Source organism: Streptomyces sp. NPDC027962, assembly GCF_055566095.1.
This window is the reverse complement of record NZ_JBVHTA010000021.1, coordinates 95,672-120,835: the sequence shown is the minus strand read 5'-3', so window position 1 is coordinate 120,835 and position 25,164 is coordinate 95,672. Positions and strand designations below refer to the sequence as shown.

At 69.5% G+C, this 25,164-nt stretch carries 24 protein-coding genes and 1 pseudogene; 18 read left to right on the top strand and 7 right to left on the bottom strand.

Annotated features, from left to right (window positions below; all coding sequences use genetic code 11):
• Positions 1–64: 64 nt before the first annotated feature.
• The 12 genes from ACZ4SA_RS20880 to ACZ4SA_RS20825 all read left to right on the top strand — a co-directional run bounded on the left by ACZ4SA_RS20880 (position 65) and on the right by ACZ4SA_RS20825 (position 11,607).
• Positions 65–1,354, top strand: a complete 1,290-nt coding sequence (locus ACZ4SA_RS20880; RefSeq protein ID WP_468276577.1) for a serine hydroxymethyltransferase — start codon at positions 65–67, stop codon at positions 1,352–1,354.
• 117 nt (positions 1,355–1,471) lie between these two features.
• Positions 1,472–2,809 carry an MraY family glycosyltransferase gene (locus ACZ4SA_RS20875; RefSeq protein ID WP_468276575.1) on the top strand — a complete coding sequence of 446 codons (1,338 nt, stop codon included), beginning with the start codon at positions 1,472–1,474 and terminating at the stop codon, positions 2,807–2,809.
• A gap of 351 nt (positions 2,810–3,160) precedes the next feature.
• Positions 3,161–3,598 carry a hypothetical protein gene (locus ACZ4SA_RS20870; RefSeq protein WP_468276573.1) on the top strand — a complete coding sequence of 146 codons (438 nt, stop codon included), beginning with the start codon at positions 3,161–3,163 and terminating at the stop codon, positions 3,596–3,598.
• A 225-nt stretch (positions 3,599–3,823) separates the two neighbouring features.
• Positions 3,824–4,636: a F0F1 ATP synthase subunit A gene (gene atpB, locus ACZ4SA_RS20865; protein WP_468276570.1), complete on the top strand. Its 813-nt coding sequence runs from the start codon at positions 3,824–3,826 to the stop codon at positions 4,634–4,636.
• 75 nt (positions 4,637–4,711) lie between these two features.
• On the top strand, positions 4,712–4,942 hold the full coding sequence (gene atpE, locus ACZ4SA_RS20860) for an ATP synthase F0 subunit C (protein WP_328396363.1): 231 nt from the start codon (positions 4,712–4,714) through the stop codon (positions 4,940–4,942).
• A gap of 41 nt (positions 4,943–4,983) precedes the next feature.
• Entirely contained in the window at positions 4,984–5,541 is a 558-nt protein-coding gene (locus tag ACZ4SA_RS20855; protein ID WP_468276567.1) for a F0F1 ATP synthase subunit B, read from the top strand.
• The gene (locus ACZ4SA_RS20850) at positions 5,538–6,353 is read left to right on the top strand and encodes a F0F1 ATP synthase subunit delta (RefSeq protein WP_468276565.1); all 816 of its coding nucleotides are present in this window, start codon (positions 5,538–5,540) and stop codon (positions 6,351–6,353) included. The genes ACZ4SA_RS20855 and ACZ4SA_RS20850 overlap by 4 nt, the downstream gene beginning before the upstream one ends.
• A gap of 134 nt (positions 6,354–6,487) precedes the next feature.
• Positions 6,488–8,080 carry a F0F1 ATP synthase subunit alpha gene (atpA, locus tag ACZ4SA_RS20845; protein WP_468276562.1) on the top strand — a complete coding sequence of 531 codons (1,593 nt, stop codon included), beginning with the start codon at positions 6,488–6,490 and terminating at the stop codon, positions 8,078–8,080.
• Between the two features lie 21 nt (positions 8,081–8,101).
• Positions 8,102–9,019 (top strand): F0F1 ATP synthase subunit gamma, encoded by a 918-nt coding sequence (locus tag ACZ4SA_RS20840; protein WP_468276559.1) that lies wholly within the window; start codon positions 8,102–8,104, stop codon positions 9,017–9,019.
• Positions 9,019–10,461, top strand: coding sequence for a F0F1 ATP synthase subunit beta (gene atpD / locus ACZ4SA_RS20835; RefSeq protein ID WP_468276557.1), 1,443 nt, complete (start codon positions 9,019–9,021; stop codon positions 10,459–10,461). The genes ACZ4SA_RS20840 and atpD overlap by 1 nt, the downstream gene beginning before the upstream one ends.
• A 196-nt stretch (positions 10,462–10,657) precedes the next feature.
• The gene (locus ACZ4SA_RS20830; RefSeq protein WP_468276555.1) at positions 10,658–11,032 is read left to right on the top strand and encodes a F0F1 ATP synthase subunit epsilon; all 375 of its coding nucleotides are present in this window, start codon (positions 10,658–10,660) and stop codon (positions 11,030–11,032) included.
• Positions 11,033–11,160: 128 nt separating this feature from the next.
• Positions 11,161–11,607, top strand: a complete 447-nt coding sequence (locus ACZ4SA_RS20825) for a DUF2550 domain-containing protein (RefSeq protein WP_468276552.1) — start codon at positions 11,161–11,163, stop codon at positions 11,605–11,607.
• Between the two features lie 81 nt (positions 11,608–11,688).
• On the opposite strand, the gene ACZ4SA_RS20820 is transcribed toward ACZ4SA_RS20825, so the two are convergent.
• The 3 genes from ACZ4SA_RS20820 to ACZ4SA_RS20810 form a co-directional block, all read right to left on the bottom strand.
• Entirely contained in the window at positions 11,689–13,455 is a 1,767-nt protein-coding gene (locus ACZ4SA_RS20820; protein WP_468276612.1) for a glycosyl hydrolase family 18 protein, read from the bottom strand.
• Positions 13,456–13,704: 249 nt separating this feature from the next.
• Complete coding sequence (locus tag ACZ4SA_RS20815; RefSeq protein WP_468276549.1) at positions 13,705–14,397, bottom strand: response regulator; 693 nt, start codon at positions 14,395–14,397, stop codon at positions 13,705–13,707.
• Positions 14,394–15,602 (bottom strand): sensor histidine kinase, encoded by a 1,209-nt coding sequence (locus tag ACZ4SA_RS20810; RefSeq protein ID WP_468276547.1) that lies wholly within the window; start codon positions 15,600–15,602, stop codon positions 14,394–14,396. The genes ACZ4SA_RS20815 and ACZ4SA_RS20810 overlap by 4 nt, the downstream gene beginning before the upstream one ends.
• Positions 15,603–15,986: 384 nt before the next feature.
• Here ACZ4SA_RS20810 and ACZ4SA_RS20805 point away from each other — a divergent pair, with 384 nt between their 5' ends.
• Entirely contained in the window at positions 15,987–16,559 is a 573-nt protein-coding gene (locus ACZ4SA_RS20805; RefSeq protein ID WP_468276544.1) for a hypothetical protein, read from the top strand.
• Here ACZ4SA_RS20805 and ACZ4SA_RS20800 read toward each other — a convergent pair.
• Positions 16,556–17,128 carry a cob(I)yrinic acid a,c-diamide adenosyltransferase gene (locus tag ACZ4SA_RS20800; protein ID WP_468276542.1) on the bottom strand — a complete coding sequence of 191 codons (573 nt, stop codon included), beginning with the start codon at positions 17,126–17,128 and terminating at the stop codon, positions 16,556–16,558. The two genes, ACZ4SA_RS20805 and ACZ4SA_RS20800, sit on opposite strands and share 4 nt — an antisense overlap.
• Before the next feature lie 13 nt (positions 17,129–17,141).
• Positions 17,142–17,414, bottom strand: a pseudogene (locus tag ACZ4SA_RS20795) (ABC transporter permease); the annotation flags it as partial.
• A 342-nt stretch (positions 17,415–17,756) separates the two neighbouring features.
• Between ACZ4SA_RS20795 and ACZ4SA_RS20790 the strand changes: the two are divergent.
• The 3 genes from ACZ4SA_RS20790 to ACZ4SA_RS20780 all read left to right on the top strand — a co-directional run bounded on the left by ACZ4SA_RS20790 (position 17,757) and on the right by ACZ4SA_RS20780 (position 21,937).
• Positions 17,757–18,605, top strand: a complete 849-nt coding sequence (locus ACZ4SA_RS20790) for a 3-hydroxyacyl-CoA dehydrogenase family protein (RefSeq protein WP_468276540.1) — start codon at positions 17,757–17,759, stop codon at positions 18,603–18,605.
• Between the two features lie 189 nt (positions 18,606–18,794).
• Entirely contained in the window at positions 18,795–19,118 is a 324-nt protein-coding gene (locus ACZ4SA_RS20785) for an STAS domain-containing protein (protein WP_177147608.1), read from the top strand.
• Between the two features lie 365 nt (positions 19,119–19,483).
• On the top strand, positions 19,484–21,937 hold the full coding sequence (locus ACZ4SA_RS20780) for an ATP-binding protein (RefSeq protein ID WP_468276537.1): 2,454 nt from the start codon (positions 19,484–19,486) through the stop codon (positions 21,935–21,937).
• Positions 21,938–22,197: 260 nt separating this feature from the next.
• On the opposite strand, the gene nucS is transcribed toward ACZ4SA_RS20780, so the two are convergent.
• A complete protein-coding gene (gene nucS / locus ACZ4SA_RS20775) occupies positions 22,198–22,860 on the bottom strand; it encodes an endonuclease NucS (RefSeq protein ID WP_403856043.1) in 663 nt (220 codons plus the stop codon).
• A 243-nt stretch (positions 22,861–23,103) separates the two neighbouring features.
• Between nucS and ACZ4SA_RS20770 the strand changes: the two genes are divergently transcribed.
• A complete protein-coding gene (locus ACZ4SA_RS20770) occupies positions 23,104–23,496 on the top strand; it encodes an SCO5389 family protein (protein WP_468276535.1) in 393 nt (130 codons plus the stop codon).
• An 85-nt stretch (positions 23,497–23,581) separates the two neighbouring features.
• On the opposite strand, the gene ACZ4SA_RS20765 is transcribed toward ACZ4SA_RS20770, so the two are convergent.
• A complete protein-coding gene (locus ACZ4SA_RS20765) occupies positions 23,582–24,613 on the bottom strand; it encodes an LLM class flavin-dependent oxidoreductase (RefSeq protein WP_468276532.1) in 1,032 nt (343 codons plus the stop codon).
• 213 nt (positions 24,614–24,826) lie between these two features.
• Between ACZ4SA_RS20765 and ACZ4SA_RS20760 the strand changes: the two genes are divergently transcribed.
• Positions 24,827–25,156: an ATP/GTP-binding protein gene (locus ACZ4SA_RS20760; RefSeq protein WP_468276529.1), complete on the top strand. Its 330-nt coding sequence runs from the start codon at positions 24,827–24,829 to the stop codon at positions 25,154–25,156.
• Positions 25,157–25,164 lie beyond the last annotated feature (8 nt).

Genomic DNA, 25,164 nt, shown 5'->3' with positions numbered 1-25,164 from the left:
CGTCGCCGACCGCACGGTTCTACATTGGAGGGGCCGCAGCACAGGTCCAAGGCCCGGAGCCGTCATGTCCGTCACCCGTGAAGAGCACGTGCAGTCGCCGGCAGCGCAAGCGCCCACCCACCCCGCCCCCGCCCCCTTCCTCGACGCGCTGCGCCGCCAGGACCCGCAGATCGCGGACATCCTTCTCGGCGAGGCCCAGCGGCAGGCCGGCTCGCTCCAGCTGATCGCCGCGGAGAACTTCACCTCGCCCGCGGTCCTCGCCGCCCTCGGCTCGCCGCTCGCCAACAAGTACGCGGAGGGCTATCCGGGTGCCCGCCACCACGGCGGCTGCGAACTCGTCGACGCCGCCGAGCGCATCGCGATCGAGCGCGCCACCGCGCTGTTCGGCGCCGAACACGCCAATGTGCAGCCCCACTCCGGCTCCTCCGCGGTCCTCGCGGCATACGCGGCGCTGCTGCGGCCCGGCGACACCGTGCTCGCCATGGGTCTTCCGTACGGCGGCCACCTCACGCACGGTTCGCCTGCGAACTTCTCCGGACGGTGGTTCGACTTCGTCGGCTACGGCGTGGACGCCGAGACCGGTCTGATCGACTATCACCAGGTGCGGCACCTGGCCCGTCAGCACCGGCCCAAGGCGATCGTCTGCGGGTCGATCTCGTACCCCCGCCACCTCGACTACGAGGAATTCCGTGACATCGCCGACGAGGTGGGCGCCTATCTGATCGCGGATGCCGCGCATCCCATCGGGCTGGTCGCCGGCGGCGCCGCGCCGAACCCCGTTCCGTTCGCGGACGTGGTCTGCGCCACCACCCACAAGGTGCTGCGCGGCCCGCGCGGCGGGATGATCCTGTGCGGCTCGGAGCTGGCCCGGCGGATCGACCGCGCGGTGTTCCCGTTCACGCAGGGCGGCGCGCAGATGCACACGATCGCCGCCAAGGCCGTCGCCTTCGGGGAGGCAGCGACCCCGGCGTTCACCGCGTACGCCCATCAGGTGGTCGCCAATGCGCGGGCGCTGGCGGAGGCGCTCGCGGCCGAGGGGTTCACGGTGGTGACGGGCGGCACGGACACCCACATCATCGGCGCGGACCCGGTCGGTTTCGGCGTCGACGGCAGGACGGCCCGCGGACGCCTCGCCGCGGCGGGCATGGTCCTGGACACATGCGCGCTGCCGTACGGGGACGGCCGCGGCATCAGGCTGGGCACCGCCGCCGTCACGACCCAGGGCATGGGCCGCCCGGAGATGATCCGGATCGCGTCCCTGTTCACGGCGGCGCTGCGCGACGAGCAGCAGGCGCGGGACATCCGCCGGCAGGTGCAGGAACTGGTCGGGGGATTCCCGCCGCTTCCGGGGTAGCCGCAGTGCTGTGGTGTGGTCGCGCAACCGTCCCCGGCCGCGGTGTGTCCTCAAGCATGTGGCCACCACAGCTAAGGTGTGGGGCTGAGATGGCCAGCGATTCCTGTGGGGCAGCCCGTGCGTGATTACCTGCTGACGCTCTGCGTCACGGCCGCGGTGACCTATCTGCTCACCGGGCCGGTGCGCAAATTCGCCATCGCCACCGGGGCGATGCCAGAGATCCGTGCACGGGACGTGCACCGCGAGCCGACGCCGAGACTCGGCGGCATCGCGATGTTCTTCGGCCTGTGCGCCGGGCTGCTGGTCGCCGATCATCTGGAGAACCTCAACAGCGTCTTCGAGCTGTCCAACGAGCCGCGTGCGCTGCTCTCCGGGGCCGCCCTGATCTGGATCATCGGCGTCCTGGACGACAAGTTCGAGATCGACGCGCTGATCAAACTCGGCGGCCAGATGATCGCGGCGGGTGTGATGGTCGTACAGGGTCTGACGATCCTGTGGATCCCCGTCCCCGGAGTCGGCACGGTCTCGCTGACCAGCTGGCAGGGCACGCTGCTGACCGTCGCCCTGGTCGTCATCACCATCAACGCGGTGAACTTCGTCGACGGCCTGGACGGTCTCGCCGCCGGCATGGTGTGCATCGCCGCCGCGGCGTTCTTCCTGTACGCGTACCGGATCTGGTTCAGCTACGGCATCGAGGCGGCGTCCCCCGCGACGCTGTTCACGGCGATCCTGATGGGCATGTGCCTGGGCTTCCTGCCCCACAACATGCACCCGGCCCGCATCTTCATGGGCGATTCCGGCTCGATGCTGATCGGGCTCGTGCTTGCGGCGGCCGCGATCTCCGTCACGGGCCAGGTCGACATGGACGCCCTCAAGATCTGGGAAGGCGGTGCGCGCGAAGCCACGCACGCGGCGCTGCCGGTCTTCATCCCGCTGCTGCTGCCGCTGACGATCATTGCGATCCCGGTCGCCGACCTGCTGCTGGCGATCGTCCGCCGTACCTGGAAGGGCCAGTCGCCGTTCGCCGCGGACCGTGGTCATCTGCACCACCGGCTACTGGAGATCGGGCACTCGCACAGCCGGGCCGTTCTGATCATGTACTTCTGGTCGGCGCTGATCGCGTTCGGTGTCGTCGCGTACTCGGTCCACTCGGTGATGTGGATCGTGCTGGCCGTCACCGGCCTGAGCGCCGTCGGCCTCGTCCTGCTGCTGCTGCCGCGCTTCAGCCCGCGCACCCCGGACTGGGCGGAGCGCTTCGTCCCGCCGCGCTACCGACGCCGCCGCCGCAGGGCGCAGGCGGCGCCCGCGCCCGGGCAGTCCGACGCGGCGTCCCCCGACTACGAGGACGAGCCCCGTGTGCCGGTCGGGGTGGGCGTCAGCGGAGTCAACGGCGCCACGGCCATCGGCCCCCGCTCGCGCTTCCCGGACCGGCACCAGGCCGACACACGGGACTGAGCGGGCTGAGCGAGTGGCGTCAACGCCGGCCGCCGGCGGCGCCCGCTTCCGAGTGGCAAGGAAGCGGGCTCCCGAACCGAATCGGCCGGATGCCGACGGGAAAATCGTGCATTAGCAGACATAGCGCCCGGTTGTCGTGCACACACGCGCGCGTTCACTCTCATGTGTGAGAGTTGGCACACCACTGGGTAAAGACCTCATCAAATAGTTTGTGATACCGTTCACGAGACCCGGAGACAGCGCCGAAGGACCGTAGTGCGACGGTCCGTTGGCCCCGAGACACATCTCGGACCGGGCCTACGCTCGTCCATGACGACACCACTGCCCCCACCATCAAGCGGAGCTGCCGCCATGCCGTCCAACGACGCACGCACTCTTCTCCTCGCCGCCGTACCCACCGCTGCTGCCGGCGCGATCGCCGCTGTGATCAGTGGTGTGGTCGCCGGTGGAAAGGGAGCGCTCGGCGCCGCTGTCGGCACCCTGGTGGTGATCCTCTTCATGGGGATGGGCATGCTGGTGCTCCAGCGGACGGCGAAGAGCTTTCCGCACCTGTTCCAGGCGATGGGGCTGATGCTCTACACGGCGCAGCTGCTGTTGCTTCTCGTCTTCATGATGGCGTTCGCGGACACCACGCTGTTCGACGCCAAGGCCTTCGCCTTCACGCTCCTCGCGGCGACCATCGTCTGGGTCACCGCGCAGGCACGTGCCTACATGAAGTCGAAGATCCTCTACGTTGATCCCGAGTCCGCCAAGGGTGACACCCCCGTGAAGACGGGCCCGGCGGCGTGAGGGGTAGGGGCGGGATAAATGGCCGTACGCCTTCCTGCTATCGTCCGGTGCCAACTGCGGCACTGCGGGCGCGGGCATCTGAGCTGACGCCTGTTCCATCGCGAGGCTCAACGCCTGACAGCCGCCCCCACATCCGAAACACCAGTCCAGTGCCGAACCGCGGCCGCGTGCCGCGCCGACACAACGAGGTTGCCGTACCTATGCGCCACGCTGAAGGAGCCCGCGGTGAGTGCTGACCCCCAGATGCTCGCCTTCGACGCAAGCTGCCAGATCTTCAGGGACTGTGGCTTCCCGGCGCCCGGGCTCCATTCCTTCCTGTTCAAGCCCATCTTCACCGTCGGCGGCTTCGAGTTCAACAAGCCCATGCTGCTGGCATTCCTCGCGACGATTGTCGTCGTCGGGTTCTTCTGGGCGGCGTTCAGCAAGCCGAAGCTGGTCCCCGGCAAGCTCCAGATGGTCGGCGAAGCCGGTTACGACTTCGTCCGCCGCGGGATCGTCTACGAGATCATGGGCAAGAAGGACGGCGAGAAGTACGTCCCGCTGATGGTCTCCCTGTTCTTCTTCATCTGGATCATGAACCTCTGGTCCGTGATCCCGCTCGCGCAGTTCCCGGTCACGTCGATCATCGCGTACCCGGCCGGCATGGCGATCCTGGTCTACGTGCTCTGGGTCGGCCTGACCTTCAAGACGCACGGGTTCGTCGGCGGCTGGAAGAACATCACGGGTTACGACAACTCGCTGGGCCCGGTCAAGTGGCTCGTCGCGTTCATCGACTTCTTCTCCAACCTGCTCATCCGGCCGTTCACCCACGCGGTCCGGCTCTTCGCGAACATGTTCGCGGGTCACATGCTGCTGGTGATGTTCACCCTCGCCACCTGGTACCTGCTGAACGGCATCGGCATCATCTACGCCGGTACCTCGTTCGTGATGGTCATCGCCATGACCGCTTTCGAGCTCTTCATCCAGGCTGTTCAGGCATACGTCTTCGTGCTCCTGGCCTGCAGCTACCTCCAGGGCGCGCTCGCCAAGAGCCACTGAGCGACCCGACACCCTGACCAACAGACGTCCGGTGGCCAACCCCCACCGGTCCGTGAAAGAGAAGGAAGAACTGGCATGTCCCAGACCCTTGCCGCCGTCACCGGCAACCTCGGCTCCATCGGTTACGGCCTTGCCGCGATCGGCCCCGGCGTCGGCGTCGGCATCATCTTCGGTAACGGCACCCAGGCCCTCGCCCGTCAGCCCGAGGCGGCAGGCCTGATCCGTACCAACCAGATCATGGGTTTCGCCTTCTGTGAGGCGCTTGCCCTCATCGGCATCGTCATGGGCTTCGTCTTCCGCCAGTAATCGTCGGACGACAGCCCAACCCCATTACGGAAGGCACTGATGTGAACCCTCTGGTTCAGCAGCTCGCGGCTGTGGAGGAGCAGAACCCGCTCGTTCCGCACCTCGACGAGCTCGTCATCGGCCTGATCGCCTTCGCTATCGTCTTCTTCTTCCTCGCGAAGAAGCTCCTCCCGAACATCAACAAGGTTCTGGAAGAGCGTCGTGAGGCCATCGAAGGCGGCATCGAGAAGGCCGATGCGGCCAAGATCGAGGCCGAGAGCGTCCTTGAGCAGTACAAGGCGCAGCTCGCCGAGGCCCGCCACGAGGCCGCTCGGCTGCGCCAGGAGGCCACCGAGCAGGGCACCGCGATCATCCAGGAGATGAAGGCGGAAGGCCAGCGGCAGCGTGAGGAGATCATCGCGGCCGGCCACGCCCAGATCGAGGCCGACCGCAAGGCCGCGGCCGCGGCGCTGCGTCAGGACGTGGGCAAGCTCGCCACCGACCTGGCCGGCAAGCTCGTCGGCGAGTCCCTCGAGGACAGCGCCCGGCAGAGCCGCACCATTGACCGCTTCCTCGACTCGCTCGAGGACGGCGCTTCGAAGGCCGAGGCCACCCGATGAACGGAGCCAGCCGCGAGGCGCTGGCCGCCGCGCACGAGTCGCTCGACGCGCTGATCGACAACACGTCGGTCGACGCGGCGAAGCTCGCCGGCGAGCTGGCCGCCGTCACCGCGCTGCTCGACCGTGAGGTGTCGCTGCGTCGGGTCCTGACCGACCCGGCGCAGGGCGGCGAGGCCAAGGCCGAGCTGGCCGGGCGCATCCTCGGTGGTCAGGTCGGCGGGGAGACCGCCGACCTGGTCAAGGGCATGGTCCGGTCCCGCTGGTCGCAGTCGCGCGACCTGGTTGACTCGATCGAGGAACTGGCGAACACCGCAGAGCTCGCCGCCGCGCAGAAGGCCGGTGTGCTCGACAACGTCGAGGACGAGCTGTTCCGGTTCGGCCGGATCCTGTCGTCCAGCACCGAGCTCCGGTCGGCGCTGACCAACCGGTCGGCCACGGCGTCCGCCAAGGGCGAGCTGCTGGGCGGTCTGCTCGGCGGCAAGGCCGAGCCGGTCACCGAGCGTCTGGTCGTCCGTCTCGTCACGCATCCGCGTGGACGTAGCCTGGAGGCGGGACTCGAGTCCCTGTCCAAGCTCGCCGCGGCGCGCCGGGACCGGATGGTCGCCGTCGTCACCTCCGCGGTGCCGCTGACCGAGGCGCAGAAGCAGCGTCTCGGCGCCGGTCTGGCGCGGATGTACGGCCGTGACATGCACCTCAATCTCGAAGTGGACCCCACGGTCCTCGGCGGGATCTCGGTGCGGGTCGGTGACGAGATCATCAACGGCACGATCGCGGAGCGTCTCGACGAGGCGCAGCGGCGCATCGCCGGCTGACAACGCCCGGCACAACTGAATTCGCAAGACCAGCGGCCCGGTTGGGTCGTGCAGAGATTGCAGAAGATTCCTGGGGGTCGGCCCCCAGACCCCCAAAGAAACTTCGGGCCCAACAAGGAGAGCAGGGAACCCAGATGGCGGAGCTCACGATCCGGCCGGAGGAGATCCGGGATGCGCTGGAGAACTTTGTCCAGTCGTACCAGCCGGACGCGGCCTCGCGCGAGGAGGTCGGCACGGTCAGCCTGGCCGGCGACGGTATCGCGAAGGTCGAGGGTCTTCCCTCGGCCATGGCGAACGAGCTGCTGAAGTTCGAGGACGGCACCCTCGGTCTCGCCCTCAACCTCGAGGAGCGCGAGATCGGTGCGATCGTCCTCGGCGAGTTCAACGGCATCGAGGAGGGTCAGCCGGTCACCCGCACCGGTGAGGTCCTCTCGGTCGGTGTCGGCGAGGGCTACCTGGGTCGCGTCGTCGACCCGCTCGGCAACCCGATCGACGGCCTCGGCGAGATCGCGACCGAGGGCCGCCGCGCCCTTGAACTGCAGGCCCCGGGCGTCATGGCCCGTAAGTCCGTGCACGAGCCCATGCAGACCGGCTACAAGGCCGTCGACGCGATGGTGCCGATCGGCCGCGGTCAGCGTCAGCTGATCATCGGCGACCGCCAGACGGGCAAGACCGCCCTGGCCGTCGACACGATCATCAACCAGCGCGACAACTGGCGTTCCGGCGACCCGAAGAAGCAGGTCCGCTGCATCTACGTCGCCATCGGCCAGAAGGGCTCGACCATCGCGTCCGTTCGCGGCGCCCTGGAAGAGGCCGGCGCGCTCGAGTACACGACGATCGTCGCCGCCCCGGCGTCCGACCCGGCCGGCTTCAAGTACCTCGCCCCGTACACCGGCTCGGCCATCGGCCAGCACTGGATGTACGACGGCAAGCACGTCCTCATCATCTTCGACGACCTCTCGAAGCAGGCCGACGCCTACCGCGCCGTGTCCCTGCTGCTGCGCCGCCCGCCGGGCCGTGAGGCCTACCCGGGTGACGTCTTCTACCTGCACTCGCGTCTGCTGGAGCGCTGCGCCAAGCTCTCCGACGACATGGGCGCCGGTTCGATGACGGGTCTGCCGATCGTCGAGACCAAGGCGAACGACGTGTCGGCGTTCATCCCGACCAACGTCATCTCCATCACCGACGGCCAGTGCTTCCTGGAGTCCGACCTGTTCAACGCCGGTCAGCGTCCGGCCCTGAACGTCGGTATCTCGGTCTCCCGTGTGGGTGGTTCCGCCCAGCACAAGGCCATGAAGCAGGTCTCCGGCCGTCTGCGTGTCGACCTCGCCCAGTACCGCGAGCTGGAGGCGTTCGCCGCCTTCGGTTCCGACCTGGACGCGGCCTCGAAGGCGCAGATGGAGCGCGGCAAGCGGATGGTGGAGCTGCTGAAGCAGGGCCAGTACCAGCCGATGCCCGTCGAGGAGCAGGTCGTCTCCGTCTGGGCCGGTACCACCGGCAAGATGGACGACGTCCCGGTCGCCGACATCCGTCGCTTCGAGTCCGAGCTGCTGGAGCACCTGCGCCGTGAGCGCAAGGAGCTTCTGACCAGCATCGCCGAGGGCGGCAAGATGTCGGACGACACCCTCCAGTCCGTCGCTGACGCCATCGCCGCGTTCAAGAAGCAGTTCGAGACCTCGGACGGCAAGCTTCTGGGCGAGGACGCTCCGGTCAGCACCGCCAAGTAGACGACGGAAGGGACCTGACTCATGGGAGCCCAGCTCCGGGTCTACAAGCGTCGCATCAAATCCGTCACCGCGACCAAGAAGATCACCAAGGCGATGGAGATGATCGCCGCCTCGCGCATCGTCAAGGCGCAGCGCCAGGTGGCGGCCTCCACGCCGTACGCGGCCGAGCTCACCCGTGCGGTGACCGCGGTGGCGACGGGGTCGACGACGAAGCACGCTCTGACCACCGAGGCGGAGAACCCGACCCGGGCCGCGATCCTGCTCATCACGAGCGACCGTGGTCTGGCCGGCGGATACTCCGCCAACGCCCTCAAGGCGGCGGAGCAGCTCACCGAGCGGCTCCGCGGCGAGGGCAAGGAGGTCGACGCCTACATCGTCGGCCGCAAGGGTGTGTCGTACTACGGCTTCCGTGAGCGCAAGGTCACGGAGTCGTGGACCGGCTTCACCGACAACCCGACATATGCGGACGCCAAGAAGGTCGCGGCCCCGCTGATCGCGGCGATCGAGAAGGACACGGCCGAGGGTGGTGTGGACGAGCTCCACATCGTCTTCACCGAGTTCGTCTCGATGCTGACGCAGACGCCGGTGCAGAACCGGCTGCTGCCCCTCAGCCTCGAGAAGGCTCAGCAGGAGACGGACACGAAGGGCGAGATCCTTCCGCTGTTCGACTTCGAGCCGTCGGCCGAGGACGTCCTCGACGCCCTGCTGCCGCGCTACGTCGAGAGCCGGATCTACAACGCGCTGCTCCAGGCGGCTGCCTCCAAGCACGCCGCCACCCGCCGCGCGATGAAGTCGGCGACCGACAACGCCGGAGAGCTCATCAAGAGCCTCTCCCGGCTTGCCAACGCGGCCCGCCAGGCCGAAATCACCCAGGAAATCAGCGAGATCGTCGGTGGCGCCAGCGCCCTGGCCGACGCGACCGCGGGGAGTGACAAGTAATGACGACCTCTGTTGAGACGGCCGTAGCCACGGGCCGCGTCGCCCGGGTCATCGGCCCGGTCGTCGACGTGGAGTTCCCCGTCGACGCGATGCCGGAGATCTACAACGCGCTGACCGTCCAGGTCGCCGACCCGGCCGAGGACGGCGCGCTCAAGACGCTGACCCTCGAGGTTGCCCAGCACCTGGGTGACGGCCTGGTCCGCGCGATCTCGATGCAGCCCACCGACGGTCTGGTCCGCCAGGCCCCGGTGACCGACACCGGCGACGGCATCACCGTCCCGGTCGGCGACTTCACCAAGGGCAAGGTGTTCAACACCCTCGGTGAGGTGCTGAACGTTCCCGAGGAGAACGCCAACATCGGCGAGCGGTGGCCCATTCACCGCAAGGCGCCCAACTTCGACCAGCTCGAGTCCAAGACCGAGATGTTCGAGACCGGCGTCAAGGTCATCGACCTGCTCACCCCGTACGTCAAGGGTGGAAAGATCGGTCTGTTCGGTGGTGCCGGTGTCGGCAAGACCGTGCTGATCCAGGAGATGATCTACCGCGTCGCCAACAACCACGACGGTGTGTCGGTGTTCGCGGGCGTCGGTGAGCGTACCCGTGAGGGCAACGACCTCATCGAGGAGATGTCGGAGTCCGGCGTCATCGACAAGACCGCGCTGGTCTTCGGTCAGATGGACGAGCCCCCGGGCACCCGTCTGCGCGTCGCCCTGGCCGGTCTGACCATGGCGGAGTACTTCCGCGATGTCCAGAAGCAGGACGTGCTCTTCTTCATCGACAACATCTTCCGGTACACCCAGGCCGGCTCTGAGGTGTCCACCCTGCTCGGCCGTATGCCGTCCGCGGTGGGTTACCAGCCGAACCTGGCCGACGAGATGGGTCTGCTGCAGGAGCGCATCACCTCGACGCGTGGTCACTCGATCACCTCGATGCAGGCGATCTACGTCCCCGCGGACGACCTGACCGACCCGGCCCCGGCCACCACCTTCGCCCACCTCGACGCGACGACGGTTCTCTCCCGTCCGATCTCCGAGAAGGGCATCTACCCGGCCGTGGACCCGCTGGACTCCACGTCCAGGATCCTGGACCCGCGCTACATCACGCAGGAGCACTACGACACCGCCACGCGTGTCAAGGGGATCCTGCAGAAGTACAAGGACCTCCAGGACATCATCGCGATTCTCGGTATCGACGAGCTGGGCGAGGAGGACAAGCTGGTTGTCCACCGTGCCCGTCGCGTGGAGCGCTTCCTGTCCCAGAACACCCACGTCGCCAAGCAGTTCACCGGCGTGGACGGCTCGGACGTGCCGCTCGACGAGTCGATCGCCGCGTTCAACGCGATCTGCAACGGTGAGTACGACCACTTCCCCGAGCAGGCGTTCTTCATGTGCGGTGGCATCGAGGACCTCAAGGCCAATGCCAAGGAGCTCGGCGTCTCCTGAGTCGGCCGACTCAGCCGTCGGGGGCGGGCGCGTCCCGCCCCCTTCGGCACACCGCTTGCTGTATCCCCCGGGGACGACCCCGGGACCCGGGCCGCGAGGCCCGGGGCGGGCCGGAGCGTTTCGGCGCTCCGGTCCCTACTAGACTTATGACCCAACACCCGGCTGAACCGCCGGGTGGTGACCCGAGGAGCCCACCTTGGCTGCTGAGCTGCACGTCGAGCTGGTCGCCGCGGACCGCAGTGTCTGGTCCGGCGAGGCCACCCTGGTCGTCGCGCGCACCACGTCCGGCGACATCGGCGTCATGCCCGGTCACCAGCCGCTTCTCGGTGTGCTGGAATCGGGCCCGGTGACCGTCCGTACGAGCGAGGGTGCAACCGTCGTCGCCGCTGTGCACGGTGGATTCATCTCGTTCGCGGACAACAAGCTGTCGCTGCTGGCGGAGATCGCCGAGCTGGCGGACGAGATCGACGTCCAGCGCGCCGAGCGTGCGCTGGAGCGCGCCAAGTCGGAGACGGACGCCGCCGCCGAGCGGCGCGCCGATGTCCGGCTGCGTGCGGTGGCGGTGCGCTAGCCGCACCCCGCGAATGGTTTGTCCCTCAGCCGCGGCCGGCCCGGATCTCCTCCGGGCCGTGCCGCGGCTGAGGCGATGCAGATGCATGTGATATTCGGTTACGGGACGAAGCGAGGAGGTCGGTGGAGATGTTCCTCGCTCTGCTTGTGAGCGGCTGCGTCGTGGGGCTGGTGGTGATCGGGCTCTTCGTCTTCGGGCTGCGCAGACGGCTGATCCAGCGTTCCGGGGGGACCTTCGACTGCAGCCTCCGGTGGGCCGTCCCGGAGGGACAGGACGCGTCCGGCAAGGGCTGGGTGTACGGGGTCGCCCGCTACAGCGGTGACCGGATCGGGTGGTTCCGGATCTTCTCGTACGCGCCCCGGCCCCGCCGTGTGCTCGAGCGCTCCGCGATCGAGGTGCTGGCCCGCCGCACTCCCGAGGGCGAGGAGGAGCTGGCGCTCCTGTCCGACGCCGTCGTCCTCGGCTGCGCACACCGCGGGACGCGCCTGGAGCTGGCGATGAGCGAGGACGCGCTGACCGGCTTCCTCGCCTGGCTGGAGGCGGCGCCACCCGGCCAGCGAGTCAATGTCGCGTAGCGGTGCATGACAAAGCCCGGGAGAGAACCTCTCCCGGGCTTCGTCCTCAGCGGGCGCGTGCGGTATCAGCGGGCCCGTGCTCTATCCGAGGCCGCTGTTGATCGCGCCGACCAGCTCTCCGTTCGTGGTGTCACCGCTGAACTCCCAGAAGAACGCGCCACCGAGTCCCTGGTTGTTCGCCCACGCCATCTTGGAGGTGACGGTCGCCGGGGTGTCGTAGCTCCACCAGTTGGTGCCGCAGTGGGCGTACGCGGTGCCCGCGATCGTCCCGGTGGCCGGGCAGCTGTTCTTGAGGACCTTGTAGTCCTCGATGCCCTGCTCGTACGTGCCGGCCGCCGGGCCGGTCGCCGTGCCACCCGGAGCGGACTGGGTCACGCCGGTCCAGCCGCGCCCGTAGAAGCCGATGCCCAGCAGCAGCTTCTTCGAGGGCACGCCCTTCGCCTTGAACTTGGCGATCGCCTCGGCCGAGTTGAAGCCGGCCTGCGGGATGCCCGAGTACGAGGTGAGCGGGGAGTGCGGGGCCGTCGGACCGTTCTTGGCCCAGGCGCCGAAGAAGTCGTACGTCATCACGTTGTACCAGTCGATGTACTGCGCGGCGCCGCCGTAGTCGGCAGCGTCGATCTTGCCGCCGGACGAGGCGTCCGCCGTGACGGCCGCGGTGACCAGGTTGTTCGCGCCGAACTCGGCGCGCATGGCCTGCATCATGTTCTTGAAGGCCGCGGGTCCGCTGGTGTCGCAGCTCAGACCGCAGGCGTTCGGGTACTCCCAGTCGAGGTCGATGCCGTCGAAGACATCGGCCCAGCGGGGGTCCTCGACCAGGTCGTAGCAGGACTGGGCGAAGGCGGCGGGGTTCGCCACGGCCTGACCGAAGCCGCCGGACCAGGTCCAGCCGCCGAACGACCACAGCACCTTGATGTGCGGGTACTTCGCCTTGAGCTTGCGCAACTGGTTGAAGTTGCCGCGCAGCGGCTGGTCCCAGGTGTCGGCGACGCCGTCGACGCTCTGGTCGGCGGTGTAGGCCTTGTCGTAGTCGGCGTAGGCGTCACCGATGGTGCACTTGCCGCCGCTGACGTTGCCGAAGGCGTAGTTGATGTGAGTGATCTTCGACGCGGAGCCGGAGGTCACCAGGTTCTTCACGTGGTAGTTGCGTCCGTAGACGCCCCATTCGGTGAAGTAGCCCAGCTTGACCTTGTCGCCCGGTCCCGGTCCGGGGTCCGTGTCGCCGCCGGTGGTGCGGACCGCCACGGCGCCGCTGACGGGGCCGGTCTGGTCGGCGGTGTCGCGTGCCTGGACCGTGTACGAGTAGTCGGTGCCGGCGGTCAGGCCCGTGTTGGTGTAGGTGGTGCCGGTGACGGTGGCCACCTTGGCGCCGTCGCGCAGGACGTCGTAGTTCTTGACGCCGTTGTCGTCGGCGGCCGCGCTCCAGGTGAGCTTGACCGAGGTGTCGGTGACGTCGGAGGCGGTGGGGGTGCCGGGGGCGGATGGCGCGTTGTCCCCGGGGACGCTGCCGCCGTCGCAGGAGGCGCCGTTGAGCTTGCAGCTGGAGGGCGAGCCGGGGCCGCTGCCGTTGAAGCCGAAGGAGACGGAGGCGCCGGGGGCGAGGGTGCCGTTCCAGCCGGTGTTCTTGGCGGTCCAGTGGTCACCTGAGCTGGTGACCGTGGCGTCCCAGGCCGAGGTGACGCGGGTGCCGGAGGGGAAGTCCCACTCGACGGTCCAGGAGTTGATCGTCGTGGTGCCGGTGTTCTTCACCGTCCACTTGCCCTCGAAGCCCGAACCCCAGTCCTGGGTCTTGGCATAGGTGGCGGTGGCGGAGGTGGCCGCCTGGGCGGGCGAGGCGAGGCCCACCATGGCGGCGAGGGGGAGCAGCAGCGCGGTCAGGCCCGCGGTGGCTCTGGATCTGAATCGGGTTCTCGTGCGGGGGGTTCGTTGCGCTTGGGTGCTCAACGATGCTCCTCGAGGTGAGTGCGGACATGTCAGGGGTGGTCCGTGCACTGGCGCGCTGCGGGGCTCACCGCAGCGTGCTCGGGAGATTAGGGTGGTCTGGACCAATCGTCAATAGGTCCAGACCAAAGCTGTCCCCTGGTGTCCGCTGGGGCGTCAGATGCCCAACTCCTGCGCCAGGACCGCCGCTTGCACCCTGCTGCGCAGCTCCAGCTTCCCCAGCAACCGGCTGACGTGCGTCTTCACCGTCGCCTCCGCCATCGACAGCCGCTGCGCGACCTCCGCGTTCGACAGTCCCTCCCCGAGGCACGAGAGAACCTCGCGCTCACGCCTCGTGAGGACCTCGAGGACCGCCGGATCCGGCGCGTCCGGAGACCGTACGGGCCTGGGCGCCGCGAACTCCGCGATCAGCCGTCGTGTGACGGCCGGAGCGATCAGCCCCTCCCCGCGTGCCACCGTGCGCACCGCTCGCAGCAGGTCGTGGGCGTCCGTGTTCTTCAGCAGAAAGCCCGAGGCCCCCGCCCGCAGTGCTCCGAAAACGTACTCGTCCAGGTCGAACGTGGTCAGCACCAGCACATCCGCGAGGCCTTCCGCCACCACCTGACGGGTGGCGGAGACGCCGTCCAGCCGCGGCATCTGCACGTCCATCAGCACCAGATCCGGACGCAGTTCGCGGGCCAGCCGGACCGCTTCCTCGCCGTCCCCGGCCTCCCCGACCACCTCGATCTCGGGGGCGCTGGCGAGGATCAGCACCAGGCCCGCCCGTACCGCGCTCTGGTCCTCCGCGACCAGGATCCGGATCCGGGGGGTGTGCGGGGTGTCCTGCGCGGCATCCGAGTGCACCGTCATGCCGAGGGCTCCTTGTCGTTCACCACGGGCAGCGCCGCCCGTACGCACCAGATCTTCTCGGGCCCGCCCGGCGGGCCCGCGGCCGGGCCGGCCGCGAACGACCCGTCCAGCAGCGCCACCCGCTCCTGCATCCCCACCAGCCCGGCGCCGGAGCCCGGGGCGCGCGGACCGGGACGCCGGCCGAACGGGCTGGTCACCGTCACCCGCAGCGCCCCGCCCACCCCGCCGGACACCTCGATCCGCACCTCGCCCGGCTCCGCGTGCTTGATCGCGTTGGTGAGCGATTCCTGCATGATGCGGTAGGCGGCGAGTTCCACGGGCGCGGGCAGCCGGCAGTCGTCGTCACGCGCGTCGTCGAGGGTGAACGTCAGCCCGCTCGCCGCGCCGTTCGTCCGGGCCTGCGCCACCAGCACGTCCAGACCCGCCAGTGCCGGGGCCGCCGCAGGCTCCGTGTCGCCGCTGCTGTCGCGCAGCAGCCCGATCAGCCGGCGCATCTCCGCGAGGCCTTCCACGCTGTTCTCGCGGATCACCGTCAGCGCCTGCTTCGTGGTCGCTGCGTCGTCGAGGGAGATCGCGGCCGTCGAGTGGATCGCGATCGCCGAGAGGTGATTGGCGACCATGTCGTGCAGCTCACGGGCCATCCGGGCACGCTCGGCCGCGATGGCCTGGGTGCGGTCCATCTCCGCAAGCAGCGCGGTCTGCTCAGCACGCAGCCTGGCCGCGATCGCCGCCTCGCGGTGGTTGCGCACGATGGCGCCGGTGGTGGCGGGGAAGAACGCGACGAGTGCGGTGACCACCCCGATCAGCAGCGCGATCGGATCCCGGAACCAGGCCAGGAACCCGATCGTCACCCCGATGGTGATCATCCCGGTGGTCACCGGGATACGCCGGGCGGAGGCGGGCGTGCCGTAGACCACGGCCGCGTACACGAGGTCCGCGAACATCAGCACCGTCGCGATGCTGCCGCGGGTGAGCTGGTCGGCGATCACGGCAACCGTGCCGACGAGCAGCGCGGTGCGCGGCATGGTCCGCCGGAGCAGTTCCAGGAACGCCGTCACCACGAGCGGCACCAGCGTCACCGGAGTCGGCAGCAGTGCGTGGTCGGGGCCCTGGCTGTGCAGCCCCAGCCCGTACAGCAGCAGGCCGCCGAGCAGACCGGCGACCGCCGCGAGGACGTCGTCGCGGTGGGGGCGGGGGAAGGTCACCCGTCCATCAAACACGGCGCCGCGGCCCGAGTGCCTCCGCGTACGGGATGAGCGTCTGTGACGACGATCAGTACACCCTCCCCCGGACTCCGTCCGGGGATCAAGGGCGGTGATGCGCCCCTCGTGGTGGAGGCGGGCGGCGCCCACGCCGAGCAGCGTGTTCAGCCCCCAGTCCACACCCAACGCGACTCGGCGGCCGGTGCGCTGAGCTTTCGGGACGGTGTGGGTGGGCGAGATCCGCCCGCACCTCGTTCCACACCTGCGCTGTGCGGTCGTCCGACGAGGCTGCACTACATCGAAGGATGCAGTGCCGGTTCGTCACCGGCGACGACGATTCGGCCCCCGGGGGCCGACACGCTGGAACCGTACGAAGGGAGAACAGTCGTGATCGTCGCGCTGATCGTGATCTGCGAGATCGGTTTCTGGGTGCTGCTCGCCGCGGGCCTCGCCGTCCGCTACCTGCTGAAGATGCCGAGGACCGGCGCAGCGCTGCTGCTGTGCGAACCACTGCTGGAGGTCGTGCTGCTCGTCGCCACCGCGATCGACCTCAAGAACGGCGCGGATCCGAGCTGGAAGCACGGCCTGGCCGCCGTCTACATCGGCTACACGGTCGGCCACGGCCATCGCACCGTCAAGTGGCTGGACGGCCATGCCGCGCACCGTTTCGGCGGCGCCCCGCCCCCGCCGAAGCCGCCGCGCCACGGCATGGCCCGCGCGGGGCACGAGGCCAAGATCTGGCTGGGCACTCTGGGGGCGGCGGCCGTCGCCACAGCACTGCTGCAGATCGCGATCTGGTATGTCGGCGACGACGGGCAGACCGCTTCGCTGCGGAGCTGGATGTACGCCGCCTGGCGCGCCGCCGGCATCCACGGCCTGATCGCGCTCTCGTACGCGATCTGGCCGAAGAAGGGTCCGGCGGAGGAGCCGGAACCGGAACCGGTCCGCGCGGAGCGTTAGCGCTCCCCGCCCGGCACCCACAGCACGTCTCCGACCTCCTTGTTCGCCACCCTGGCCAGAATGAACAGGAGGTCGGAGAGGCGGTTCAGATACGTCGCCGTCAGCGTGTTCATCGTCTCGCCGTGCACCTCCATGGCCGCCCAGGTCGAGCGCTCCGCCCGCCGCACGACCGTGCAGGCCTGGTGCAGCAGCGCGGCCCCCGGCGTACCGCCCGGAAGGATGAAGCTGCGCAGCTTCTCCAACTGCTCCAGAAAGTGGTCGCAGTCGGACTCCAGCTTGTCGATGTACGACTGCTCCACCCGCAGCGGCGGGTACTTCGGGTTCTCGACCACCGGCGTCGACAGGTCCGCGCCCACGTCGAACAGGTCGTTCTGCACGCGGACGAGGACCTTCACCACGGCCTCGTCGAGCTGCCCCAGGGCGATGGCCGTACCGATGACGGCATTGGCCTCGTTGGCGTCGGCGTACGCGGAGATGCGCAGATCGGTCTTGGCGGTCCGGCTCATGTCACCGAGAGCGGTGGTGCCCTGGTCGCCGGTACGGGTGTAGATACGCGTCAGATTGACCATGCTGCCAGCGTAGTTAAGCGCCGGCCCTGCGGAGGACACGTGTGCCGACCGTCACGGCCGGCGCCGCGAACCCGACGGCGACGAGCACGCCGTACAGCATCGTGGTGGTGGGGTACCCGCCGATGTACGCGTCCCGTACCGCGTCCACCGGACAGCGGAACGGCACCAGGCGCGAGAGCGCGTCGAGCCATCGCGGTGCGATGGCCACCGGCAGCATCGGACCGGACAGCAGCATCGGTGGCATGGCGAGCGCGTTGATCGCCGGTCCGAACTCCAGAGGGGTGCGCCGCGGAGGTCGACATGCTGCCGGACCTGGTGGCCGGTCAACTCTCCTGGAGCGCAGCACGGTCATGGGATGGTTCGGTAGGGAAGTGGTCAAGCAGTGCAAACCGGGGGAAGTGCCGCGCGAAGCCCTCGATCTCACCGACGAGATGGAGGGACCTGCCGGGGGAGAAGGCGCTCACCTATGCGGTCCGAGACGGCTGAGGGGCCGTCCCGGTGTGATGTCCGTCATCTGAGACGTGACGCGCATCTCTTCAGGGTCACAGAGGCACCTCACGGACGCTAATCTCCGCCAGAGAGCGCACATGTAAAGAGTCGTTAAGGACAGTCGTTAAGGAGTGCCGCAGTGGCCAGGAAGCTCGCTGTCATCGGGGCCGGACTCATGGGGTCCGGAATCGCGCAGGTCTCGGCCCAGGCGGGCTGGGACGTCGTCCTGCGTGACGTCACCGACGAGGCTCTGACCCGCGGCACGGACGGCATCAAGGCGTCCTACGACAAGTTCGTCTCCAAGGGGAAACTCGAAGCGGCCGACGCCGACGCCGCGTTGGCGCGCCTCACCACCACGACCGACCTGGACGCCGTCGCCGACGCCGACATCGTCGTCGAGGCGGTCTTCGAGAAGCTCGAGGTCAAGCACGAGATCTTCCGTACGCTCGACAAGCTCGTACGGGACGACGCCGTCCTCGCCTCCAACACCTCCGCCATCCCGATCACCAAGATCGCGGCCGTGACGGAGCGTCCGGAACGTGTCGTCGGCACGCACTTCTTCTCGCCCGTCCCGATGATGCAGCTCTGCGAGCTGGTGCGCGGCTACAAGACGAGCGACGAAACCCTCGCCACGGCACGCGAGTTCGCCGAGTCGGTCGGCAAGACCTGCATCGTCGTCAACCGCGACGTCGCCGGCTTCGTCACCACCCGTCTCATCTCCGCGCTCGTCGTCGAGGCGGCGAAGCTGTACGAGTCGGGTGTCGCGACCGCCGAGGACATCGACATCGCCTGCAAGCTCGGCTTCGGGCACGCCATGGGGCCGCTCGCCACCGCCGACCTGACGGGCGTGGACATCCTGCTGCACGCCACGAGCAACATCTACACGGAGTCCCAGGACGAGAAGTTCGCACCGCCGGAGCTGATGCGCCGGATGGTGGACGCCGGTGACATCGGCCGCAAGAGCGGGCAAGGCTTCTACAGGCACTGACGTCGGCACCGGCGTTATCGACCGGTTCGGCATCACCCACCGGGGTGAATTCGGTATCGGTTCGCTTACAAGTAGCAACCGCTCCGCCTACGCGGCAGTCAGTTGTTGCAAGACAGAGAAGAACAGTCAGTCGCACACAGCCGATACGGGGCCGGCACGGGGCACTGTAAGCACACTCGGGGAGCGCATATGCACATCAGGGGCGACCACGCCGAGCTGGTCGTCGGGGGCCGCCTCGACGTCCGCAGCGCGGCGGACGCCCGTACGGTCCTGCACTCGGCCGTCGACGACGGAGTCGGCGACCTGGTGCTCGACCTGACCCACCTCGACTCCTGGGACGCCACCGGGCTCGGGGTCATCATGGGCGCACACCGACGCGCCGGCAGATGCGGGCGCCGGCTGGTGCTCCGCGGCGTGCCGCCGCAGATGCAGCGACTGCTCGTGGCCACCCGGCTGCACCGCATCCTCGCCATCGAGGGAGGCCTCGCCGCGGAATCGCTTCCGCGCGTGTGACGCAGCGGTGTCCGTGGCCGTCTTGCACGGATGTGGCCCTGATGCACGGATGTCTGTGTCCGCGGCCGCGCGCAGCAGCGGTGAATCGTCCCGTCGGGTACGACCCGTGCACGAACGGGGCGAGCGGCGCAATCCTTCCGAGACCGTGACGTGAGGGACGGGCGGCACCCCGCAGGTTTCGCGATGCGGGGCGAGCGTCTAGGGTTCGATCGCCTGCCCTTTCGACGGACCCGTGAGGTGGGCTCCGGACCGAGGCGACAGGGCGTGCGGGAAGGCCGGGAGGGCACCTCACGCGGCTGTGCCACCAAGAGACAGTGATCTTGGCGGAGACAAGGCCGAGCGAACCGTATCTGGGGGCTTAGACCATGGACAACGACACTTTCGGCGAGGCCGCCGCCGGAAAGGCGCGACCGCCGCGCGACGCCATATCGGCGGACTTCGGGCCGTCCACGCCCTCGCCCGCGCGCACGGTCCGGCTCGTCTCCGGCGACCTCCTGCTCACCGTCAACCCCGTCGACGGCAGCGAGATCGAAGCCTGCCCGCCCGGACAGCAACCCGGCCGCCCGGCCCGGCGCAGCGCCGCGGAGCGCATCGAGCTCCAGCGCGCCGCGCAGCCGCCCGTACCTCCCGGCCCCGCCGCGCCCCGGCCTCCGTTGCTGGAACGCGACGAGGAACGTGAACGGCTGGTACGGCTCCTCGGCCGCGGACGCTCCGTCCGGCTCACCGGCTCCGCCGGCTCGGGCCGCAGCGCGCTGCTCGATGCCGTTGCCGCGGAGTGCGGCGACTTCGCACCCGACGGTGTCATACGCCTCAACGGCCACCTCCGTACGCCCGCGGAGCTGCTCCAGGAGCTGTTCACGGTCGTCTACGACGCTCCCGGCCACCGGCCCGACCGGAACGCCCTCGCCGGATTCGTCCGCGACATCGGAGCCATCGTCGTCCTCGACGACCTCGAATTCGGCGGTGCGTCCCTCGACGAGCTGCTCGACGCCGCACCCGAATGCGCCTTCCTCGTCGCCGCCACCCCGGACATCGCCGCGCCCACCGCCGACTCCCACCTCGAAGAGGTCTTCCTCGGCGGCCTCGGTCGCGCCGCCGCGCTCGATCTGCTCCAGCAGACCGTCGAGCGGCCGCTGACCGAGGAGGAGACCAACTGGGCGGGAGATCTCTGGTTCGAGTCCGAGGGCCTGCCGCTGCGCTTCGTCCAGGCGGCCGCTCTGCTGCGCCAGTGCGACGAGCTCCGCGCGGACCCGGAGGCCTTCGAGGAGTTCGCGCCCTTCGCGGCGGCGGGCGGCAAGGACGTACCCCTGCCGACGCTGGGGGAGGGGGCCGCGCCCGCATCTCTGCTCGCCTCCCGGCTCAGCGACTCCGCCCGCCAGACCCTGCGCTTCGCCGTCGCTCTCGGCGGCGAGGTCCCGAACCAGGCGCACCTGCCCGCCCTCGTCGGCGACACCCACGCCGACGCCTCGCTCGGCGAACTGATGGGCTGCGGGCTGCTCTCCCCGGCCGGCCCGCGCTACCGGCTGGCGCCCGGTGTGCTCGCGCAGCTCCGCGAGAAGGGCTATGACGAGGACGCCGTCGGCCGTGCCCACACCGCCGCGCAGCACTACACATGGTGGGCCGGGCACCCGTCCGTCACGCCCGAACGGGCCGTGGCGGAATCGGACGCTGTGCTCGCCGCGCTCAGCGCCCTCGTGCCGGGCCGCGAGGCCGGACACGCCAGCACCGCGGTCCTGCTCGCCCGCAGCGCCGCCCCCGCCTTCGCGGCCGGCCGCCGGTGGACGGCCTGGGAGCGCGCCCTGCGCGTCGGATCCGAGGCGGCCCGGATCTCGGGCGAGGTCGCGGAAGAGGCGTACTTCCACCACGAGTTGGGCGTCCTGGCCCTCTGCACCGGAAGCCTGGAGCGGGCCCGCGCCGAGCTCGAGGCGTCGATCGGCATGCGCGGCGCCCTCGCCGACAAGAACGGCACGGTCGCCGGACGCCGTGCCCTCGCCCTCGTCACCGACCGCGAGTCCGGCGTGGTCGCCCCCGTGGTGGAAGCGGGACCGGTGTCGCCGCCGAAGGGCGTACCGGCGCTGCCGCTGACGAAGCAGCTGCTGCGGAGCGGTTCCCCGGAATCGGCGTCCACCGCCGCCACGGTGGCGGGAGGGCAGGAGCCCTCGCCGGACGCCCCCGCCCGCCCGGCGGGCCGCCGTGCGGCCCTCCTCGGCAGTGCCCGCCGCAACCTCCTCGGCAGTGCCCGCCGCAACCTCCTCGGCGGTGCCCGCCGCAACCTCGTCGCCGCGGGCGCGGGCGCGCTGCTCGCCGCGGTCCTGGGCACGGTCGTCACGCTCGGCATGACCTCCGATCAGGAGGAGCCGGCCGACGACAACCTGCGCAACGGGCAGCCCGCGAACGAGGACGACGCCGGCGACGAGTGGACCTTCGACGATCCGGCGGCCGACACGACGGCCGACCCGGTCCAGGACAAGGACGACGACGAGAAGCAGAAGGCGCCGACGACACCGGGCGCGCCCCGTTCCTCGACGGACAACCCGGCGAAGCCGGGGGTACGGCCGGCGCCGAGCTCGTCGAGGCCGGGGAGTCCGTCGGACTCGGAGCCGCCGAAGCCGCCGACGCGGCCGACACCGTCGAAGTCCCCCTCGACCTCTTCGTCACCGTCGTCCTCAAGCCCGGACCCGACGCCGCCGAGCCCGCCCACGAGTCCGTCCTCCTCCCCTCCCGGGACCGATGGCCCGGAAGGCAGCGCTTCAGCGAGTGAGTCCAGCGAGGCATCCGTCACGAGCAGCGCCCCCGAGTCGTCGCCGTCGGTCATCTGAGACGCTGGGGTGGGTGGGGGTTGATTTCCCCCCACCCACCCCTTTCCTGAATCCCGACGGGACCTCGGGGCTGCCGCCCCGGCCCCCCACACGGCAGCTTCGCGCCCGAGCGGCACGGCGACGCTCCGAACAGGTGTCCCGCCGCGAGGCCGGCGCAGGACTGCCGACGCGCCGAGCGTGACCTCATGCTCCGCGGGGCCCAGCCCTGCGCCGCGCCCCGCGGGCCGAGCGCCGGGGCGGCCCTCAGGGGCACCCGTGGCTCAGAACAGGCGGAGTTTGTCGTCCTCGATGCCGCGCATCGCGTCGTAGTCGAGCACCACACACCCGATTCCGCGGTCCGTCGCGAGGACGCGGGCCTGCGGTTTGATCTCCTGCGCCGCGAAGACGCCCTTCACCGGGGCCAGGTGCGGGTCGCGGTTGAGGAGGTCAAGGTAGCGGGTGAGCTGTTCCACGCCGTCGATCTCGCCGCGGCGCTTGATCTCCACTGCCACCGTCGCGCCGTCGGCGTCCCGGCAGAGGATGTCCACCGGGCCGATGGCCGTGGGGTATTCGCGGCGGATCAGGCTGTATCCCTCGCCAAGTGTCTCGATCCGGTCGGCGAGCAGCTCCTGGAGGTGCGCTTCCACGCCGTCCTTGATGAGGCCGGGGTCCACGCCGAGCTCGTGGGACGAGTCGTGGAGGATTTCCTCCATCGTAATGATCAGTTTCTCGCCCGCTTTGTTCACGACGGTCCAGACGCTGTCGTCGCCTTCCTTCAACGTGCAGGGAGGGGACATCCAGTTCAGCGGTTTGTACGCCCTGTCGTCGGCGTGGATCGACACGCTGCCGTCCGCCTTGACCAGGATCAAACGGGGAGCGGAGGGCAGGTGGGCGGTGAGCCGGCCGGCGTAGTCCACGGAGCAGCGGGCGATGACAAGACGCATGGTCGGCAACGCTACTCGACACACGCCGCGCTGCGCGATTCGCCCCGGAAGCGCCCTTCGTTATTTGGCCGGTTGTGTTCCCAATCTCCTGGTGCGCTCAAGTCGGCGCACTTACCGTGGAAGCAGGAGGTTGTCGGCCGTGCACTCTGCGTCGCCGTACGGCATTGGTACGCCGCCGTTCGGTCCGCTTCCTCCTTCCCTGCCCGTAAGGCCCCGTTCTGCGGGGCCGCGAGAGGAGAACCCATGTCGCTCGACGTCTCACCGGTGCTGTTGGAACAGGCCGAGCGAGGCGAGGTCGACGAAGCAGCTTTCGTCGACTGCGTCCGGACCTCCCTGCCCTTCGCATGGGAGATGATCAGTTCTCTGGTGGCTCAGCTGAAGGTGGACGGCGGCGACTTCGCCGACAACCAGACGCCTCCGCCGGACGAGCAGGCACGTGGTCAGCTGCTGCGCGCGCTCGCGAGTGACGCGATTCGTGGTGCGCTTCAGCGGCACTTCGGAGTGCGTCTGGCATTCCAGAACTGCCACCGCGTCGCGGTGTTCCCGCTGGACTCCTCGGTCGACGAGCGGCTCGCCCGCTTCACCTCGATCCGGGGCCAGTTGCTCAATCAGTCGCCCGAACTGCGCGACTGCTGAAGCCTTCTGCTGCCGCTCCGCATCGCGGGAGGTGCAACTGATGTCGGAGCGGCGGCACCTGTCGGGACCCGTCTCGGACCATGGATCAGCCGAGCAGCGGCAGCACTTCGGTGCCCAGCCGCCGTACGTTCTCCTCGGTGGCGGCCAGATCGCCCGAGCCCTCCGCCAGCAGCGCGAAACGCGTGATACCGGTGCGCTCGGCGGTCGCCGCCAGCCTGTCCGCGGCCAGTTGCGGCGGCCCCACCGGGTGCAGGGAGCAGAGCAGCTCCGTGTACGCGACGGGGTCGCGCATGGCTCGGTGCCGTCCGTCGACCGTCACATGGGCGTCCAGGCCCTGCTTGAGCCAGGCCGGCATCGCCTTCACGAGGGTCTCCGTGGCCTCGTCGCGGCGGTCGGCGATCTGGGCGATGCCGGCGGACACATGCCCGGCGTCGGTGATCCTGTCGGGGCAGTGGCCCGCGGCGAGCGCATACGTACGCCACAGGGCGACGATGTCGGCCTTCTCCTCGTCGCCGCAGTGCATCCCCAGCAGCATCGGCAGCCCGCGCTCCGCCGCGAGCCGGACGCTCTTCGGGGACGTGCACGCGACGACGACCTCCGGGCCTCCCGGTGGTCCGTCGAGCAGCTCGTCGGGCCGGGGGACGACCGGCACCTCCCGGAAGGTGAACCGCTCGCCGTCCGCCCCGACCCGCTTCTCGCGCAGCCAACGCAGCAGCAGATCCAGGGATTCGGGGAAGCCCTGCTCGTACGCCGAGAGTCCCGCGCCGAACACCTCCAGGTCCACCCAGGGCCCGCCGCGCCCCACGCCGAGGGTGAACCGCCCACCGGACGTGAGATGCAGCAGCGCGGCCTGCTCGCCCAGCGCCACGGGATGCGCGCTCGGCAGGACGCTCACCGCCGTGCCGACGCGGATCCTGCGGGTGCGGCCCAGCAGCAGCGCCGCGAGCGTCACCGCGGACGGGCATACCCCGTACGGCACGAAGTGGTGCTCGGCCAGCCAGACGGCGTCGAGGCCCGAGGCCTCCGCGACTTCGGCAGAGCGCACCGCGCGGTGCAGTGCCTCCCCCGGCCCCTGGCCCGGAAACTGGGCTGCCAGTACGAAAGTTCCAACGCGCATCGCCTTCTGCCTCCTTGCGGCCGACGCGTCACTCCCCCTACCGGCAACAACGCTTGACACGTGCCAAAGGCACGGCCGAGCGCGAAGTTGTTGCGATTTTCCGGTAACTGGCCCTGATGCGTGACGCGGTTCCCGGCCAAGGGGACGAGTGCCCGGACTTGCGGCCCTTACGCTGGAAGGGCAACTGTCCGGACTTGCCCCATGAGGTGTCACGTGTCTCCGCGCCGCAACCGCCCCCGTGGCGGCGAGAAGCCGACCGAGCGAGCAGGCGAAGCCGCCGACCGGTACGGCGGCTTCGGACGCAGCGAGTCCTGGCAGGGCGAAGAGTGGTCGGTGCGCCACGTGGCCGGTGCAAGTGCTGCCGGCAAGAGGTACCGCTGCCCCGGGTGCGACCAGGAGATTCCCTCCGGCATGCCGCACGTGGTGGCATGGCCCGAGCACGGCGGGGTCGAGGACCGGCGCCACTGGCACCGGGCGTGCTGGAACGCGAAGGACCGCCGCACCTCGAAGGTGCAGCGGTCCAGGAACGCGCCCCGGTACTGAGGCGAGGG